Annotated in this window: 16 protein-coding genes and 1 tRNA gene; 6 read left to right on the top strand and 11 right to left on the bottom strand. The window is 71.3% G+C overall.

Translation table 11 applies throughout. The features are described 5' to 3' along the window. From KN815_RS33440 to KN815_RS33430, 3 genes are all read right to left on the bottom strand, one after another. The coding region (locus tag KN815_RS33440) for a sigma-70 family RNA polymerase sigma factor (protein ID WP_216345597.1) at positions 1-506 on the bottom strand (506 nt) is incomplete at its 3' end. A 188-nt stretch (positions 507-694) separates the two neighbouring features. Then, a complete protein-coding gene (locus KN815_RS33435; RefSeq protein WP_059147253.1) occupies positions 695-1,528 on the bottom strand; it encodes an RNA polymerase sigma factor SigF in 834 nt (277 codons plus the stop codon). A 161-nt stretch (positions 1,529-1,689) separates the two neighbouring features. After that, a complete protein-coding gene (locus tag KN815_RS33430; RefSeq protein WP_216345600.1) occupies positions 1,690-1,905 on the bottom strand; it encodes a hypothetical protein in 216 nt (71 codons plus the stop codon). Between the two features lie 192 nt (positions 1,906-2,097). On the opposite strand from KN815_RS33430, the gene KN815_RS33425 reads away from it, so the two are divergent. Beyond that, entirely contained in the window at positions 2,098-3,123 is a 1,026-nt protein-coding gene (locus KN815_RS33425; protein WP_216345599.1) for a 6-phosphofructokinase, read from the top strand. A gap of 4 nt (positions 3,124-3,127) precedes the next feature. On the opposite strand, the gene KN815_RS33420 is transcribed toward KN815_RS33425, so the two are convergent. Then, entirely contained in the window at positions 3,128-4,012 is an 885-nt protein-coding gene (locus KN815_RS33420) for a universal stress protein (RefSeq protein ID WP_216345596.1), read from the bottom strand. A 301-nt stretch (positions 4,013-4,313) separates the two neighbouring features. Between KN815_RS33420 and KN815_RS33415 the strand changes: the two genes are divergently transcribed. After that, positions 4,314-5,690 carry a DUF6777 domain-containing protein gene (locus KN815_RS33415; RefSeq protein WP_216345595.1) on the top strand — a complete coding sequence of 459 codons (1,377 nt, stop codon included), beginning with the start codon at positions 4,314-4,316 and terminating at the stop codon, positions 5,688-5,690. A gap of 68 nt (positions 5,691-5,758) precedes the next feature. On the opposite strand, the gene KN815_RS33410 is transcribed toward KN815_RS33415, so the two are convergent. The 4 genes from KN815_RS33410 to KN815_RS33395 all read right to left on the bottom strand — a co-directional run bounded on the left by KN815_RS33410 (position 5,759) and on the right by KN815_RS33395 (position 7,413). Then, positions 5,759-5,845: transfer RNA gene (locus KN815_RS33410), tRNA-Ser, on the bottom strand. 79 nt (positions 5,846-5,924) lie between these two features. Next, positions 5,925-6,425, bottom strand: a complete 501-nt coding sequence (tadA, locus tag KN815_RS33405) for a tRNA adenosine(34) deaminase TadA (protein ID WP_014061830.1) — start codon at positions 6,423-6,425, stop codon at positions 5,925-5,927. A 102-nt stretch (positions 6,426-6,527) separates the two neighbouring features. Beyond that, positions 6,528-7,064 carry a tRNA adenosine deaminase-associated protein gene (locus tag KN815_RS33400; protein WP_185930066.1) on the bottom strand — a complete coding sequence of 179 codons (537 nt, stop codon included), beginning with the start codon at positions 7,062-7,064 and terminating at the stop codon, positions 6,528-6,530. A 181-nt stretch (positions 7,065-7,245) separates the two neighbouring features. Continuing rightward, positions 7,246-7,413, bottom strand: coding sequence for a hypothetical protein (locus tag KN815_RS33395; protein WP_216345594.1), 168 nt, complete (start codon positions 7,411-7,413; stop codon positions 7,246-7,248). 188 nt (positions 7,414-7,601) lie between these two features. On the opposite strand from KN815_RS33395, the gene upp reads away from it, so the two are divergent. Further along, a complete protein-coding gene (gene upp, locus KN815_RS33390) occupies positions 7,602-8,237 on the top strand; it encodes a uracil phosphoribosyltransferase (protein ID WP_059148219.1) in 636 nt (211 codons plus the stop codon). Positions 8,238-8,291: 54 nt separating this feature from the next. Here upp and KN815_RS33385 read toward each other — a convergent pair whose 3' ends face one another. Both KN815_RS33385 and KN815_RS33380 read right to left on the bottom strand, forming a co-directional pair. Continuing rightward, complete coding sequence (locus tag KN815_RS33385) at positions 8,292-8,996, bottom strand: LytR C-terminal domain-containing protein (RefSeq protein ID WP_253209396.1); 705 nt, start codon at positions 8,994-8,996, stop codon at positions 8,292-8,294. 165 nt (positions 8,997-9,161) lie between these two features. Then, positions 9,162-9,461, bottom strand: a complete 300-nt coding sequence (locus KN815_RS33380; RefSeq protein ID WP_014061825.1) for a type II toxin-antitoxin system VapB family antitoxin — start codon at positions 9,459-9,461, stop codon at positions 9,162-9,164. A gap of 464 nt (positions 9,462-9,925) precedes the next feature. On the opposite strand from KN815_RS33380, the gene KN815_RS33375 reads away from it, so the two are divergent. Next, a complete protein-coding gene (locus KN815_RS33375) occupies positions 9,926-11,494 on the top strand; it encodes an SDR family oxidoreductase (protein WP_216345593.1) in 1,569 nt (522 codons plus the stop codon). 45 nt (positions 11,495-11,539) lie between these two features. Here the strand turns inward: KN815_RS33375 and KN815_RS33370 are convergent, their stop codons facing one another. Then, positions 11,540-12,838, bottom strand: a complete 1,299-nt coding sequence (locus KN815_RS33370) for a cytochrome P450 (RefSeq protein WP_216345592.1) — start codon at positions 12,836-12,838, stop codon at positions 11,540-11,542. Between the two features lie 232 nt (positions 12,839-13,070). Here KN815_RS33370 and KN815_RS33365 point away from each other — a divergent pair, with 232 nt between their 5' ends. Both KN815_RS33365 and KN815_RS33360 read left to right on the top strand, forming a co-directional pair. Continuing rightward, the gene (locus tag KN815_RS33365) at positions 13,071-13,484 is read left to right on the top strand and encodes a BlaI/MecI/CopY family transcriptional regulator (RefSeq protein WP_216345591.1); all 414 of its coding nucleotides are present in this window, start codon (positions 13,071-13,073) and stop codon (positions 13,482-13,484) included. 3 nt (positions 13,485-13,487) lie between these two features. Continuing rightward, the coding region (locus KN815_RS33360) for a M56 family metallopeptidase (protein ID WP_216345590.1) at positions 13,488-14,240 on the top strand (753 nt) is incomplete at its 3' end.

Here is a 14,240-nt window from a genome sequence, read left to right as displayed (position 1 = left end):
TCCTCCTCCGAGACGCCCAGCGCCGTGGCGAGCTCGGGGACGGTCGGGGAGCGGTCGAGCTTCTGTGACAGCTCGTCACTGGCCTTGGTGAGCGCCAGCCGCAGCTCCTGGAGCCGCCGCGGGACCCGCACCGACCAGCTTGTGTCACGGAAGAACCGCTTGATCTCGCCGACGACGGTCGGCATGGCGAACGTCGGGAACTCCACGCCCCGTTCGCAGTCGAAGCGGTCGATCGCCTTGATCAGGCCGATGGTGCCGACCTGGACGATGTCCTCCATCGGCTCGTTACGGCTGCGGAACCGGGCCGCCGCGTAGCGGACGAGCGGGAGGTTCAGCTCGATGAGGGTGTCACGGACGTAGCCGGCCTCCGCACTGTCCTTGTCGAGTGTGGCGAGCCGCAGGAAGAGGGAGCGGGAGAGGGTGCGGGTGTCGATGGCGTCGCAGTCGTCAGGCATGAGCGGTGCATCGTTGTTGAGCACCTTCGAGCTGCCCAGTTCTACGGACATGCCACCCCCTAGAGGTCGCGGACGGATCCCGGCTGCGCGGTTCGCGTCCGACGCAGCCTCCCCCTCAATACCGGAGGTCGGGCCCCGTCAAACGCGGCTCCAGCAGAATGTCACATGTCGGCAACACGCTGTAGCGCCAAGTCGACATTACAGCCTTGGGGTGCCGGGGCGCAGGTCCCTCGCAAGGATCAGGACTCGATCCGATTTGCGGACCTCAGCCTCGCGAAGCTGCGGGACAGCAGCCGGGACACATGCATCTGCGAGACGCCGAGCTCGGCGCTGATCTGAGATTGCGTCAGATTGCTGTAGTAACGCAGCAAAAGGATACGCTGCTCGCGCTCGGGCAGTTGTACGAGCAGATGGCGCACCAGATCGCGGTGCTCGACTCCGGCGAGCGCCGGATCCTCGTAGCCGAGCCGGTCGACCAGCCCGGGCAGTCCGTCGCCCTCCTGGGCGGCCTCCAGGGAAGTGGCGTGGTAGGAGCGGCCGGCCTCGATACAGGCGAGCACCTCCTCCTCGCTGAGCTTGAGCCGTTCGGCGATCTCGGCCGTCGTCGGGGAGCGGCCGTGCAGCACGGTCAGGTCCTCGGTCGCGCCGTTGACCTGCACCCACAGCTCATGCAGCCGGCGCGGCACATGGACGGTGCGGACGTTGTCGCGGAAGTAGCGCTTGATCTCGCCGACGACGGTCGGCATGGCGAACGTCGGGAACTGCACCCCGCGGTCCGGGTCGAACCGGTCGATCGCGTTGATCAGGCCGATGGTGCCGACCTGGATCACGTCCTCCATGGGCTCGTTGCGGCTGCGGAAGCGGGCCGCGGCGTAGCGGACCAGCGGCAGATTGGCCTCGATCAGCGCGGCGCGCACACGGGTGTGCTCGGGGGTTCCGGGGGTGAGGCCCGAGAGCTCGGCGAAGAGCACCTGGGTGAGCGCTCTGGCGTCAGCCCCGCGGCTTCTGCCGCTTTCGCTGCCGCCATCGCCCTGGGGCGGGGTTCTGGGCGCGGTACGGGCCGACACGGTCACGCCACCCCTTCACGGTTACTCACCCGGCAAAAGCGGTCATAGCATCACAAGACATGTGCACTGTGTGCAAGCACCGCTTTACCACGTGTTGGTGGAGGAATCGCCCAATAAGGGGCTGAATGGGGTGGTAGTTCGAGAGGTGGGGGCGGGGTGGACCGAGGCTATTTGGTCAGTTCCGTCATGAACTCGCCGACGCTCGTGGCGGCGTCCGATATGCCCTCGAAGCCGACCTGGACGAGGTCGGCCGCCCTGGCCGGCGTCTTGATGATCGTGTACAGCACGAAGACGATCAGCATATAGAGCACGATTTTCTTCGCCTGGGCCATCTGTGCTGCCTCTCCCGCTGTGCCCTTGTGCAGTCGCGAGAGTCTATCCACACCTCTGGCGCATCAGTCGTATCAGTCGGATGAACGTACTGGTGTTGTGGAAACGGTCCTTCGCCGATGTGGGCGCCGCGCTACAAATGGGTGGATTCTGGAGAAGGGGCGGGTGAGCACGAGTGGTGGCAGAAGGAGCGGCGGCGGACGGAGCGGCGGCAGCGGCTCGGGGCGTCGGCGGAGGGAGCGGAGATGCGTGTCGGTGTGCTGACCGGCGGCGGTGACTGCCCCGGGCTCAACGCCGCGATCCGCGGCATCGTCCGCAAGGGCGTGGAGGTCCACGGCTTCGAGTTCGTCGGCGTGCGGGACGGCTGGCGCGGCGTGCTCGAAGGAGCCATCGTGCCGCTGGACGTCCCGGCCGTGCGCGGCATCCTGCCGCGCGGCGGCACCATCCTCGGCTCCTCCCGGACCAACCCCCTGGCCGGCGAGGACGGCGTCGCCCGCGTGCGGGAGACCCTCGCCGAGTACGAGGTCGACGCGCTCATCGCGATCGGCGGCGAGGACACGCTCGGAGTCGCCGCGGCGCTGGGCGGCGAGGGCATCCAGGTGGTCGGAGTGCCCAAGACGATCGACAACGACGTGGCCGGCACCGACTACACCTTCGGCTTCGACACCGCCGTCAATATCGCCACCGAGGCGATCGACCGGCTGCACACCACCGCCGAATCCCACACCCGCACCCTGGTGGTCGAGGTGATGGGGCGGCACGCCGGCTGGATCGCACTGCACTCGGGCATCGCGGGCGGGGCCAATGTCATCCTCATCCCCGAGCAGCCCTTCGACGTCGGCCAGGTCTGCGCCTGGGTGGAAAACCGCTTCAAGATCAGGTACGCACCGATCGTGGTGGTCGCGGAGGGGGCCGTCCCGAAGAAGGGGCAGATGGTGGTCAAGGACTCCAGCCTGGACGAGTTCGGCCATGTCCGGCTGTCCGGTATCGGCGAGTGGCTGGCCCATGAGATCGCCGACCGCACCGGCAAGGAGGCCCGCACCACGGTCCTGGGTCATATCCAGCGCGGCGGGACCCCCAGCGCCTTCGACCGCTGGCTGGCCACCCGCTTCGGGCTGCGCGCGATCGACACCGTCAAGGACCGGGACTTCGGCACGATGGTGGCGCTGCGCGGCACGGACATCGTGCGCATACCGCTCGCGAAGGCCACGGCGGGCACCAAGACCGTCGACCCCGCGCTCTACTCCGAATTCGGGGTGTTCTTCGGCTGAGCGCTCAGAGCGCGGGATGCGGTACGACCGCCACCGGGCAGTGGGCGTGGTGCAGTACGGGATGGGCGACCGGCCCCAGCCGCAGCTCGGTCGGCCGGAGGGCCGCACGGCGCCCGATCACCAGCAGCCCGGCCCGCTCGGAGGCCCTCACCAGCGCCTCCGCCGGATTGAGCAGAATGACGTCCGGCACCACCGTGACCTCCGGATATCGCTCCCGCCACGGCCGCAGGGCGTCGGAGACCACCTGGCTCTCCTGGTCCTCCCACATCGCGCGGTCCTCCTCCAGCACCGTGAGCATCCAGGCCGACGGGGAGGCCGGGGGCAGCGCCCACGCATGCACGACCCGCAGCGGCACGCCCCGCTCCTGGGCGGCGCGGAACGCGAAGTCGGCCGACGCCTGTGCCGGGGCATGCGCGTCGAAGCCGAGCTGCACCTCGTCCGTCCGCGCACCGTCCCATCCATCGCCCGTACGCCGCGCATCCGGGACCGTGACGACCGGGCACTGGGCCATCGCCGCCACCCGCAGCGCCACGGAGCCCACCGCCAGCCCGTCGAAGCCTCCCCAGCCCCGGGCCCCGACCACCAGCAGCCCGGCGCCCGCCGCGGCCGCCAGCAGCGCCTCGGCCGGTTCGGCGGCGGTGTGCTCCCCGTCGATCTCGAGATCCGGATCGCGCGCCCGGAAGTCGGCCACCGTCTGCCCCAGCATCTGCTCGCCCACGTAACTCCAGGCGTCCGCCCCGGGCACCGGCGAGACCCTGCGCGGCAGCGGCGGACTGGTGTGCACCAGCCGCAGCACGCGCCCGCGTCGCGCCGCCTCCCGCGCGGCCCACTCGGCCGCCGTAAGGCTGCACCGCGATCCGTCGACCCCCGCCACGACAGCGCCGCTCATCCGGGTCCTCCTCGGCCGCCGTCCGTTCTCCGGTCCGTTCCCCTGCCAACTGGAGCAGGTCCGTTTAGTCTAGATACGCGGCGAACATCCGACATGGTCGGAGGGGGCGCCGCACACAGACCGCGAGGGGTAGCGACCGCCCCCGGTCCGGGCCACCGGACCGGGGGCGGTTCTGCGAGCGGCGACGGGCAAACATGGGCCAAGTCCCCCAAAGGTGGGGTGAGATGTCAGGGTTTCGGGGGAAGCGGGGGTGCGCGGGGCGAGCGCAGGATGGGGGGCGAGGTAAGGGAAGGAGAGGGAAATGCGCTCGATCTCATGGCACCTCACCTCACGTCGCTCAGCACTCTTCGTCGGTTTCGTCGTCGTGGTGGCCGTCGTGGTGGTCCTTGGGATGGTCTCCTCCTCCGAAAAGGCATCCGGGAAGGCTTCCAGAAAGGCTTCCGGGGAAGCCCCCCGATTCGCCTCGACGGTCGAATACCGGCGCGAACCCGTCGGAAAGACGTCGGTCCCCGCGTTCACCTCCTCCTTCGGCCATGACCGCAAAAACGTGGTCTCGCCGTCCAACGGAGGCCGGGCCTTCCGCGGCGACACCCCCGGTCTCTACGCCGGTGTCCGGAACCGGCAGCCCTGCGACCGGCAGGGACTGACCCATGACCTCGACGCGGACAAGAAGAAGGGGGCCGCCTGGAGCCGGGTCCAGCACATCGGCCAGGACGACATCACCGGCTTCGTCCAGCGGCTCACGAGCGCCACCCTGCGCTCCGACACCTACGCCAAGACCTACGGCTACCGCGGCGGGGTGAAGCCGGTGTCCGCCGTCCTCCAGGCCGGAACGGCGGTTTTCGTCGATGAGCACGGCGCGCCCGTCGTGAAGTGCGACTCCGGAAATCCCGTAAGGGTCTCGGCCCCGCCGCACAACGCCAAGCCGACCTTCACCGGGCCCCAGTGGAACGGTTTCTCCCGGACCACGGTGACCGTCATCCGGCCGGCCACGAAGAACCTCAAGCACCTCGTCCTGGTGCAGACCGGCAAAACCGGGCTGCTGAAGCGCCCGCTCGGCGACGGTGACGGCAGCGGGAACCCGCGCGACACCGTGCTGGCACGGGCCGACTACCCGTCCACCCTGGCGATGCCGGGCGAGCAGCACGCCCCGCGGCTGCGGGAGGCGCCGAAGGTCAGCCTGAAGCCGTCCGACCGGTTCACCCCGCTGGAGACCGACCGCCCGTCCGGGCCCCCCTCGCAGCAGTCGCAGCCCTCCGACCAGTCCTCCGACCAGCCCACGGATCCGGGCCAGCAGCCGCAGGACCAGCCCACGGACCCGGGTCAGCAGCAGCCCCAGGACCAGCCGTCCGATCCGGGTCAGCAGCCCCAGGACCAGCCCTCCGATCCGGGCCAGCAGCCTCAGGACCAGCCCACGGATCCGGGCCAGCAGCAGCAGCCGCAGCCCCCGCCGAACCAGCCCCCGCCCAATCAGCCGCCCCCGAACCAGCCGCCGCCCAACCAGCCCCCGCCGAACCAGCCGCCGCCGAACCAGCCGCCTCCGCCGCCGCCCCCGCCCAACCAGCCGCCCCCGAACCAGCCCCCGCCGAACCAGCCGCCGCCCAACCAGCCCCCGCAGGACCAGCCACAGCAGCAGCCCGACCCCAACCAGCAGCAACCGCCCCCGTCCGGCCCCTGACGGGATGGGACGACCCCCGGACACACGTAGGGCCCGGTTCATCGAACCGGGCCCTACGTTCTTCGCGGCGGTAGCGGTGGGATTTGAACCCACGGAGGAGTTGCCCCCTCACGCGCTTTCGAGGCGCGCTCCTTCGGCCGCTCGGACACGCTACCGAGGGAGAGCCTAGCGGACGGGTGGCCGGGAACCGAAATCGGTTCCGGGGCGGAGCCGGGACGGATCCGGGCGCAGGGGTCAGGACTTGCGGAAGAAGGCGGTCAGGGGGGCCGCGCACGCCTCCGCCAGGACGCCCGCGATGACCTCGGGACGGTGGTTGAGGCGGCGGTCGCGGACGACGTCCCAGAGGGAGCCGACCGCGCCCGCCTTCTCGTCCACGGCGCCGTAGACCAGCCGGTTCAGGCGGGACAGGACGATCGCGCCGGCGCACATCGTGCACGGCTCCAGGGTGACCACCAGGGTGCAGCCGGTCAGCCGCCAGCCGCCGAGGTGGTGGGCGGCGGCTCGGAGGGCGAGGACCTCGGCGTGGGCCGTGGGGTCGCCGTGGGCCTCGCGCTCGTTGCGGCCGCGGCCGAGTACCGAGCCGTCCGGGCCCAGCACGACGGCGCCGACCGGCACATCTCCCGTCTCGGGTGCCCGTACCGCCTCCTCCAGCGCCAGGCGCATCGGGGCGCGCCAGGGATCGCGCAGGGGGTCGGGTTCGGGGCCGGGCAGGAGGCCGGTCAGCGGATCGGTCATGACGTCAGTGTGGATCGGTTTCGTGCGGATCGGTTCGGTTCGCGATTCGTATTGATCACTTGGATCGGTGCGGTGACGGGGTGGGGGGCATGGCTGCGGCGGTCAGCGCACCGCCTCCAGCCCCTCCATGCTGCAACCCAGCATCTCGGCGATCGATTCGAGGGCGTCCCCGTCGAGGGACTTCAGCTCCTTCTCGTCCATGCCGTAGTCGGCCAGGATGTCGGCGTCGCCGAGCGGGCCGAGCGGGACCGGGGCGTCGTCCGCGTCCTCGTCGTCCCGGTCCGGCTCGCCGTCCTCGGTGCCGTCCAGGTCGACCAGGCTGTCCAGATCGTCGTCGGGGTCCCGGCCGAGCAGCTCGTCGGTGAGCATCGAGCCGTACGAGGTGCGGGCGGCGGCTGCCGCGTCCGATACATAGATGTGCGGGTCGTCCTCGCCGTCCACACGGACGACGCCGAACCACGCGTCTTCGTGCTCGATGAAGGCCAAAACCGTGTCGTCGTCCTTGGAGGCCAGACGGGCCAGTTCGATCAGATCCGTCAGGGTTTCCACGTCATCGAGCTCTGTGTCGCTCGCTTCCCACCCTTCTGCGGTGCGCGCGAGCAATGCGGCGAAGTACACCGTGACTCTCCCACTGGTCATAGGCGTGCCGGGGGCGGGCGGGACAGTGTCCCGCCCCAATCGGAATCGTGGCAGAAACCGTCGCGTCGCGAGAGGTCTTCCACGCTGCGTCGTGCACCAGTCCAAAGAGATGTGGCTCACGCGGACGGAATCGAAACGCGCGGAAACCCCCTCCGGCGGTTCGGCGGAAGCCCACCAGGACTCACCAGGAAAAGGTCCGCATGTGTATCGCCCGGCGCATCCTGGCCGCGCGGGCCTGGCGGGGACGCACCCGGTTCCGCACCGCTCTGGCCTCGTTCAGCGCGCGCAGGAAGCGGTCGCGACGGCGGCGGCGTTCCGCGGAGGTTTCCTGCGCGGTCGCGTCGGCCATGGTCAATCACTCCTCGGGGCCGAGGTGTCGCCCGGGGGCACCCCGGGCGCTGCTGCCCACTTTCCCCCGAAACGGCGGTTTGATTCCAGCGCGGCGGCAGACGGTTGAGCGCGAGGCAGGCGCACGGAGGGGGCGGACGGGGTCACCGGCGGCAGCCGGGCTCCGGAGGCTCGGTTAATGTCGTTGCCATGCGGATCCACGTCGTCGACCACCCGCTGGTGGCGCACAAACTCACCACGCTGCGCGACAAGCGCACCGATTCCCCCACCTTCCGGCGGCTCGCCGACGAGCTGGTGACCCTGCTCGCGTACGAGGCCACGCGCGATGTGCGCACCGAGCAGGTCGACATCCAGACCCCGGTGACGGCCACGACCGGAGTGCGGCTGTCCCATCCGCGCCCCATGGTCGTGCCGATCCTGCGGGCCGGTCTCGGGATGCTGGACGGCATGGTGCGGCTGCTGCCCACCGCGGAGGTCGGCTTCCTGGGCATGATCCGTGACGAGGAGACGCTCCAGGCGTCCACCTACGCCACCCGGATGCCCGAGGACCTCTCCGGCCGTCAGGTCTACGTGCTGGACCCGATGCTCGCCACCGGCGGGACGCTGGTCGCGGCGATCAGGGAGCTGATATCGCGGGGCGCCGACGATGTGACCGCGCTGTGTCTGCTGGCGGCGCCGCAGGGTGTCGAGCTGATGGAGCGCGAGCTGGCGGGCGCGCCGGTGACGGTGGTGACCTCGTCCATCGACGAGCGGCTCAACGAGCAGGGGTACATCGTGCCCGGGCTCGGTGACGCGGGTGACCGGATGTACGGGAGCGCCGGCTGAGCCCTGCTGGAAGCGGCGGCCCGGGGTGCTCGCACGCGAGCGGTCGGCGCCGGGTCAGCGGCAGGGCGATCCGGAGGGCGCGGGCGAGGGCTTGGCCAGGGCGGCCAGCGCCTTGTCGGCGTCCTTCTGCTTGACCAGGTCCTTGAAACTGTTGCCGATGATCAGGTCGATGTCCTTGCCGTTGCGCGTGTCGTTCTTGGTCCGGGCGCCGCTGAGCTGAGTGCCGAGCACGTTGAAGGCCCCGTCACCGGCGCCAGGGGCGCCGAGCAGCATCCCGGCGTTCTTGACCTTCTTGTCGTACTGCTCGGGGGCGTTGCCCACTTTCCCGATCTTGAAGCCGCGCTTCTCCAGCTCCTTCGCGGTGTCCTTGGCGAGGCCGGAGCGCGTGGTCGCGTTGTAGACGTTGACCGTGATCTGGGAGGGCTTCGGCAGTTTGCCGCCGGTACGGCCCTGCCTGCCGCTCTGTCCGCTCTGGCCGCTGTCGGACCGGCCGGACTTCGCCTTCTCGTCGGGGCGCTTGTCGCCGCGCTCGCAGTCCCCGGTGCCGTGCGCCGCGCGGACCGTCTGGTCGTCGCTGTTGCCGCCGGAGAAGACGTCGATGAGCTGAAGTGTTCCCCAGCCGACCAGGCCGAGCGTCAGGACAGAGCCGAACCCGGCGAAGATCAGCCGCCGGCGGCTCCGGGGTCGGCTCATCCGCGGGTAGCGATCGCCCGTAATGCGGTACTTTCCGCCCATGCCGGGAGGGGTCAGCATGCTCATGAGCGCAGCGTAGTGCGGCCAGGTGGCGATGCCTACTAAATGATCAATGGTTGGTGCTCAGACCTACCCGAAAGGGTCAACAGAGATCGGAAGTCGATCAGCGGCGATCGGTCACCGGGGGCGCGGGCGCGGTCAGCCCTCGATCACCGGGGGGTGCGGGCGCGGTCAGCCCTCGAGCTCCAGGACCCGCGCATGCAGCACCTGGCGCTGCTGGAGCGCGGCGCGCACCGCCCGGTGCAGTCCGTCTTCCAGATAGAGGTCGCCCTGCCATTTCACGACATGGGCGAAAAGGTCCCCGTAGAACGTCGAGTCCTCCGCGAGCAGCGTCTCCAGGTCGAGCTGCTGCTTCGTCGTGACCAACTGGTCAAGACGTACCGGACGTGGGGCGACATCCGCCCACTGGCGGGTGCTTTCCCGTCCGTGGTCGGGATAGGGCCGACCGTTTCCGATGCGCTTGAAGATCACACGGAAAGCCTACCGGGCAAGCCGCTCCCGGCGCAGCCAAGGCGCCCGAGTGCCGGGCCGGGGTCGATCTTCACCGGGCTCGGAAAAACGGAAAAAATGCTCGAAAGGGGCTAGGCGGTCAAAGAGGTCGGGAGTAACGTGAATAACAGCCTGCGGGGCGAGCGAGGGAGTTCGACCGGAGAGGCGCTCAGGACAGAGGACGTAAGTCCCCCGGAGCGTTTCCTAGATGGCCGGGCTGAGAGGCTCGAAGGTCGGGGAGACCGGAGAGCGACCTCCACTACCTGATGCGGACAATGCCGCCGAAGGGAGCCCACCTCGCAGGTTTTGTGCTGCCCGCGCACCATGGCCTCATGGCTGTTCCCGGGCGTCCTGTTCCCGAGCGTCCTGTTCCCGAGCGTCCTGTCCCCGGGCGTCCTGTTCCCGGGCGTCCTGTCCCCGGGCGTCCGCCGGAGCCGGATCGAGCGATGGACGGCGCTCCGGAGCGCGCGCCGGAGCCGCGCCGCTGTCTGGTCACCGGGGCCACCGGCTATATCGGCGGCAGGCTGGTGCCCGAGCTGCTGGCCGCGGGGCATCAGGTGCGATGCGTGGCCCGCTCTCCCGAGAAGCTGCGCGACCACCCCTGGGCGGGGCGGGTGGAGACCGTACGCGCCGATGTGACCGACGGGGAGTCCATCGGCGCCGCCATGGCGGGCGTGGACGTCGCGTACTACCTGGTGCACGCGCTGGGCACCGGACCCGGCTTCGAGGAGACCGACCGCCGCGCCGCCCGGATCTTCGGCGACCGGGCCCGGGCCGCGGGGGTCCGCCGGATCGTCTATCTCGGCGGGCTGACCCCGCGCGGGGTCCCCGAGCACACGCTCTCGCCCCATCTGCGCTCCCGGGCCGAGGTGGGCCGGGTGCTGCTGGACTCCGGGGTGCCGACGGCCGTTCTGCGGGCCGGGGTGATCGTCGGCTCCGGCTCGGCCTCGTTCGAGATGCTGCGCTATCTCACCGAGCGGCTGCCGGTGATGGTGACGCCCCGCTGGGTGCACACCCGCACCCAGCCGATCGCCGTCCGCGATGTGCTGCGGCTGCTGGTGGGCTGCGCCACGCTGCCGGACGAGGTGCACCGGACCTTCGACATCGGCGGCCCCGACGTCCTCACCTACCTGGACATGATGCGGCGGTACGCGGCGGTGACCGGGCTGCGGCGGCGTCTGGTCGCCCCGGTGCCGGTGCTCACCCCCAGGCTGTCCAGCCTGTGGGTCGGCCTGGTCACCCCCGTACCGGGCGCCATCGCCCGCCCGCTGGTGGAGTCGCTGCGCCATGAAGTGGTCTGCGCCGAACGGGACATCGTCCGCTATGTGCCGGATCCGCCGGGCGGGCCGCTCGGCGTGGACCGGGCGCTGGAGCTGGCCCTGCGCCGGGTCCGCGACGCGAAGGTGGCCACCCGCTGGTCCTCCGCCGCCACCCCCGGCGCGTCGAGCGATCCGCTGCCCACCGACCCCGACTGGGCGGGCGGCAGCCTCTACCAGGACCGCCGCGGACGCGCGGTGGACGCCTCGCCGGAGGACGTCTGGCGGGTGGTGGAGGGGATCGGCGGGGAGAACGGGTGGTACTCGATGCCGCTCGCCTGGGCGCTGCGCGGCTGGATCGACACCCTGGTGGGCGGCGTCGGACTGCGCCGTGGCCGCCGGGACGCGGCGCACCTCAGGGTGGGGGACAGCCTCGACTTCTGGCGGGTGGAGGAGGTCCTGCCGCCCCGGCTGCTGCGGCTGCGGGCCGAGATGCGGCTGCCGGGCCTGGCCTGGCTGGAGATGACGGTCGGCCGGGACGCGCGGGGCGGGACGGTGTACCGGCAGCGGGCGCTGTTCCATCCGCGCGGCCTCGCCGGACACCTCTACTGGTGGTCGGTCGCGCCGTTCCACGCCCTCGTCTTCGGCGGGATGGCCCGCAACATCGCCGCCCGGGCCGAGAAGGACGTGGCCGGGACGGACACGGGCGGGAGGGACGCGGCCGGGACGAGTTCGCCCGCGTCCCGCTCGCGGTCCTGAGCCCCGCCGCCGGCCCGGCCGGTCCCGGGCCGCTGAGCCCCGCCGTCACCGGGAACCGTTCGGGGACCCGTTCGAGGACCCGTTCGAGGAACCGTTCGGGGATGCCTTCGGCCGCAGTCCCTCCAGGGCGATCGGCAGATGCCGGGGCCCGCGCAGCACCGCGTTGTGCCGGTAGGTCGGCGGGTCCTCCAGCAGCCGGGGCTCAACCAGCCGCCGGGCCAGCTCGGTCAGCGCGATCTGCGCCTCCAGCCGGGCCAGCGGGGCGCCGAAACAACTGTGGATGCCGCTGCCGAAGCCGAGGTGCTGGTTGTCCCTGCGCCGCGGATCGAACCGGTCGGGGTCGGGGAAGCGCTGCGGATCGCGGTTGCCCGAGGCCAGCAGCAGCCAGACGGACGCCCCCTTGGGGATGGTCACGCCCGCGATGTCGATCTCCGAGAGCGGGGTGCGCTGGGGCAGCATCTGCACCGGCGGATCGAACCGCAGCAGCTCCTCCACCAGCGGGACGACCAGATGGGGAGCCTTGCGCAGCCGGGCGAGCACATCGGGGTTGCGCAGCAGGGTCAGCATTCCGTTGGTGATCAGGTTGACGGTGGTCTCATGCCCCGCCACCAGCAGCAGCGCCGCGGTGCTCAGCAGCTCGGCCCGGCTCATCCGCTCCTCCGGGCCCTGCCCGCCGACCAGGGCGGAGAGCATGTCGTCGCGGGGTGCGCGGCGGCGCTCCTCCATCAGCTCGGACAGATACATCGCCAGTTCCGTACGGGCCTGCCGGGTGATCCGCCGCCGCTCGGCGGCGTCCGCGTCCGGGTCGGGGTCCAGACTGGCGGCGAGGGTGTCGGCCCAGGTGTGGAAGCGCGGCTCGTCCTCCCGCGGCACCCCGAGCAGCCGGCAGATCACGGTCACCGGGAAGGGGTAGGAGAAGTGGTCGACGAGATCGATCCGGTCCCGGCCCTCGAAGCCGTCGATCAGCTCGCCGACGATACGGGTGAGTTCGCCGCGCATGGCGTGGAGCCGGCGCGGGGTGTGCGGCGGGCCGAAGGGCGCCATCGCGAGCCGGCGCAGCCGGTCGTGCTCGGGCGGGTCCAGCCGCAGGAAGCTGGGCGGCAGCCCCGGGTCGTCCTCCTCGACCAGCTCCGGCGCCGCCTCGGGATCCAGATTGCGCGCCTCGGAGCTGAGCCGGGGGTCGTGCAGCAGACCGTGGATCTCCCAGTAGGTGGAGACGATGTACGGGCCCTCCTCGTCGTGCACCACGGGCGTCTTGCGCAGCTCTGCGTAGATCGGGTACGGGTCGGCACGATGGGCGTAGTCGGTGATCTGCCGCGCGAGTGAGCCTTGCGTCTGCGTCATGGCTGAGTGAGTTCCTTCGTCGGGGTCGTCCCCCTGCTCAGCATCGGTGAGGCGGCCCGGGCCCGCGCGTACAGCCCGGCCAAAGGGGCGAACGCACGACCGGGGCCCGAGGGAGCACGACCGGGGCCCGGGGGAACACGACCGGGGCCCGGGGGAGGAGGGGGCGGCGGCCCGTCGCTCGCTACCATGTAGCGCCACGCGCCGGGCGCGTGCGGTGTGGAAGGAGACGGGTGTGACGGACCACGACCGGACCGGCGGGCCGGGCTGGCCACGCCGCCCCCGTCGGCGTGGCCAGGGCGAACTGGAGGCGCATGTGCTCGCGGCGCTGCGCCGGGCGCCGGGGCCGGTGACCGCCGCATGGGTGCAGGAGCGGATCGAGGGCGAGCTCGCCTACACCACGGTCATGACCATCCTGTCCCGGCTGCACGCCAAGCAGGCCGTGACCCGTGAACGCGCGGGCCGCTCCTTCGTCTGGCGGGCGGCGTCGGACGAGGCGGGGCTCGCGGCGCTGCGGATGCGCCGGGTGCTGGACGGCCAGGACGACCGTGAGGCGGTTCTGGCCAGCTTTGTGACCGGGCTGACCCAGGACGACGAGCGGCTGCTGCGCGACCTGCTGACCGACGTGGCGGAGGAGCCGGAGGACTGACCGATGGGTGTCTTCGTCTTCCTCCCGCTGGTTCTGCCCTTGACGGCGCTGCCGATCGCCCGGCTCGCCGAGCAGCATCTCCATCCGCGCACCGCCACCCGGCTGCTGACGCTCGTCGGCACCGTCCTTACGGTGTGCTCCACGCTGTGCCTGGCGCTGCTGATGGTCGTCGGTACGGCACAACTGCCGGGCAATCCGCTGCCGGACAGTTGGTCGGACCCCGAAGTACGGGCGGCGGTGCCCTGGGACGTGGTGGCCGGTAAGGCCGCGATCGGCGCGCTGGGGGCGGTGACCGTGTCCTGTACGGCCACCTGTCTGCGCCATGGACGGGTGCGACGGGACGCCCGGCTCGCGCTCGCCGGGCTGCCGGAGTCACCGGTCGCGGTGCTGCCCGACGACAAGGCGTACGCGTACGCGCTGCCCGGGACCTCCGGGCGGACCGGGAAACCGGGCCGGATCGTCGTCTCCACCGGGATGTTGGACAGCCTCAGCCCCCATGAGCGGCGGGCCCTGATCGCGCATGAGCGCGCCCATCTGACCGCCCACCACCACCGCTATCTGCTGGCCGCACAGCTCGCGGCGCGGGCCAACCCGCTGCTGCGGCCGCTGCGGACCGCGGTGGACTACTGTGCCGAGCGCTGGGCGGACGAGGAGGCGGCCCGGGAGGTCGGCGACCGCCGGGTCACGGCACGGGCGGTCGGCAAGGCCGCCCTGGTCTCCCAGGGCACGCCGGGACCGGCCCTCGCCGGGTTCGCC

Source organism: Streptomyces niphimycinicus (assembly GCF_018883605.1).
Taxonomy (GTDB): Bacteria; Actinomycetota; Actinomycetes; order Streptomycetales; family Streptomycetaceae; genus Streptomyces; species Streptomyces niphimycinicus.
This window is presented reverse-complemented; position numbering and strand designations above follow the sequence as displayed.

Excerpts from the sequence above, each read along its gene's own strand:
- KN815_RS33425 (WP_216345599.1), top strand. The coding sequence starts at position 2,098 with ATGCGTGTCGGTGTGCTGACCGGCGGCGGTGACTGCCCCGGGCTCAAC.
- KN815_RS33420 (WP_216345596.1), bottom strand. The coding sequence starts at position 4,012 with ATGAGCGGCGCTGTCGTGGCGGGGGTCGACGGATCGCGGTGCAGCCTT.
- KN815_RS33415 (WP_216345595.1), top strand. The coding sequence starts at position 4,314 with ATGCGCTCGATCTCATGGCACCTCACCTCACGTCGCTCAGCACTCTTC.
- tadA (WP_014061830.1), bottom strand. The coding sequence starts at position 6,425 with ATGACCGATCCGCTGACCGGCCTCCTGCCCGGCCCCGAACCCGACCCC.
- KN815_RS33400 (WP_185930066.1), bottom strand. The coding sequence starts at position 7,064 with ATGACCAGTGGGAGAGTCACGGTGTACTTCGCCGCATTGCTCGCGCGC.
- KN815_RS33395 (WP_216345594.1), bottom strand. The coding sequence starts at position 7,413 with ATGGCCGACGCGACCGCGCAGGAAACCTCCGCGGAACGCCGCCGCCGT.
- upp (WP_059148219.1), top strand. The coding sequence starts at position 7,602 with ATGCGGATCCACGTCGTCGACCACCCGCTGGTGGCGCACAAACTCACC.
- KN815_RS33385 (WP_253209396.1), bottom strand. The coding sequence starts at position 8,996 with ATGAGCATGCTGACCCCTCCCGGCATGGGCGGAAAGTACCGCATTACG.
- KN815_RS33375 (WP_216345593.1), top strand. The coding sequence starts at position 9,926 with ATGGACGGCGCTCCGGAGCGCGCGCCGGAGCCGCGCCGCTGTCTGGTC.
- KN815_RS33370 (WP_216345592.1), bottom strand. The coding sequence starts at position 12,838 with ATGACGCAGACGCAAGGCTCACTCGCGCGGCAGATCACCGACTACGCC.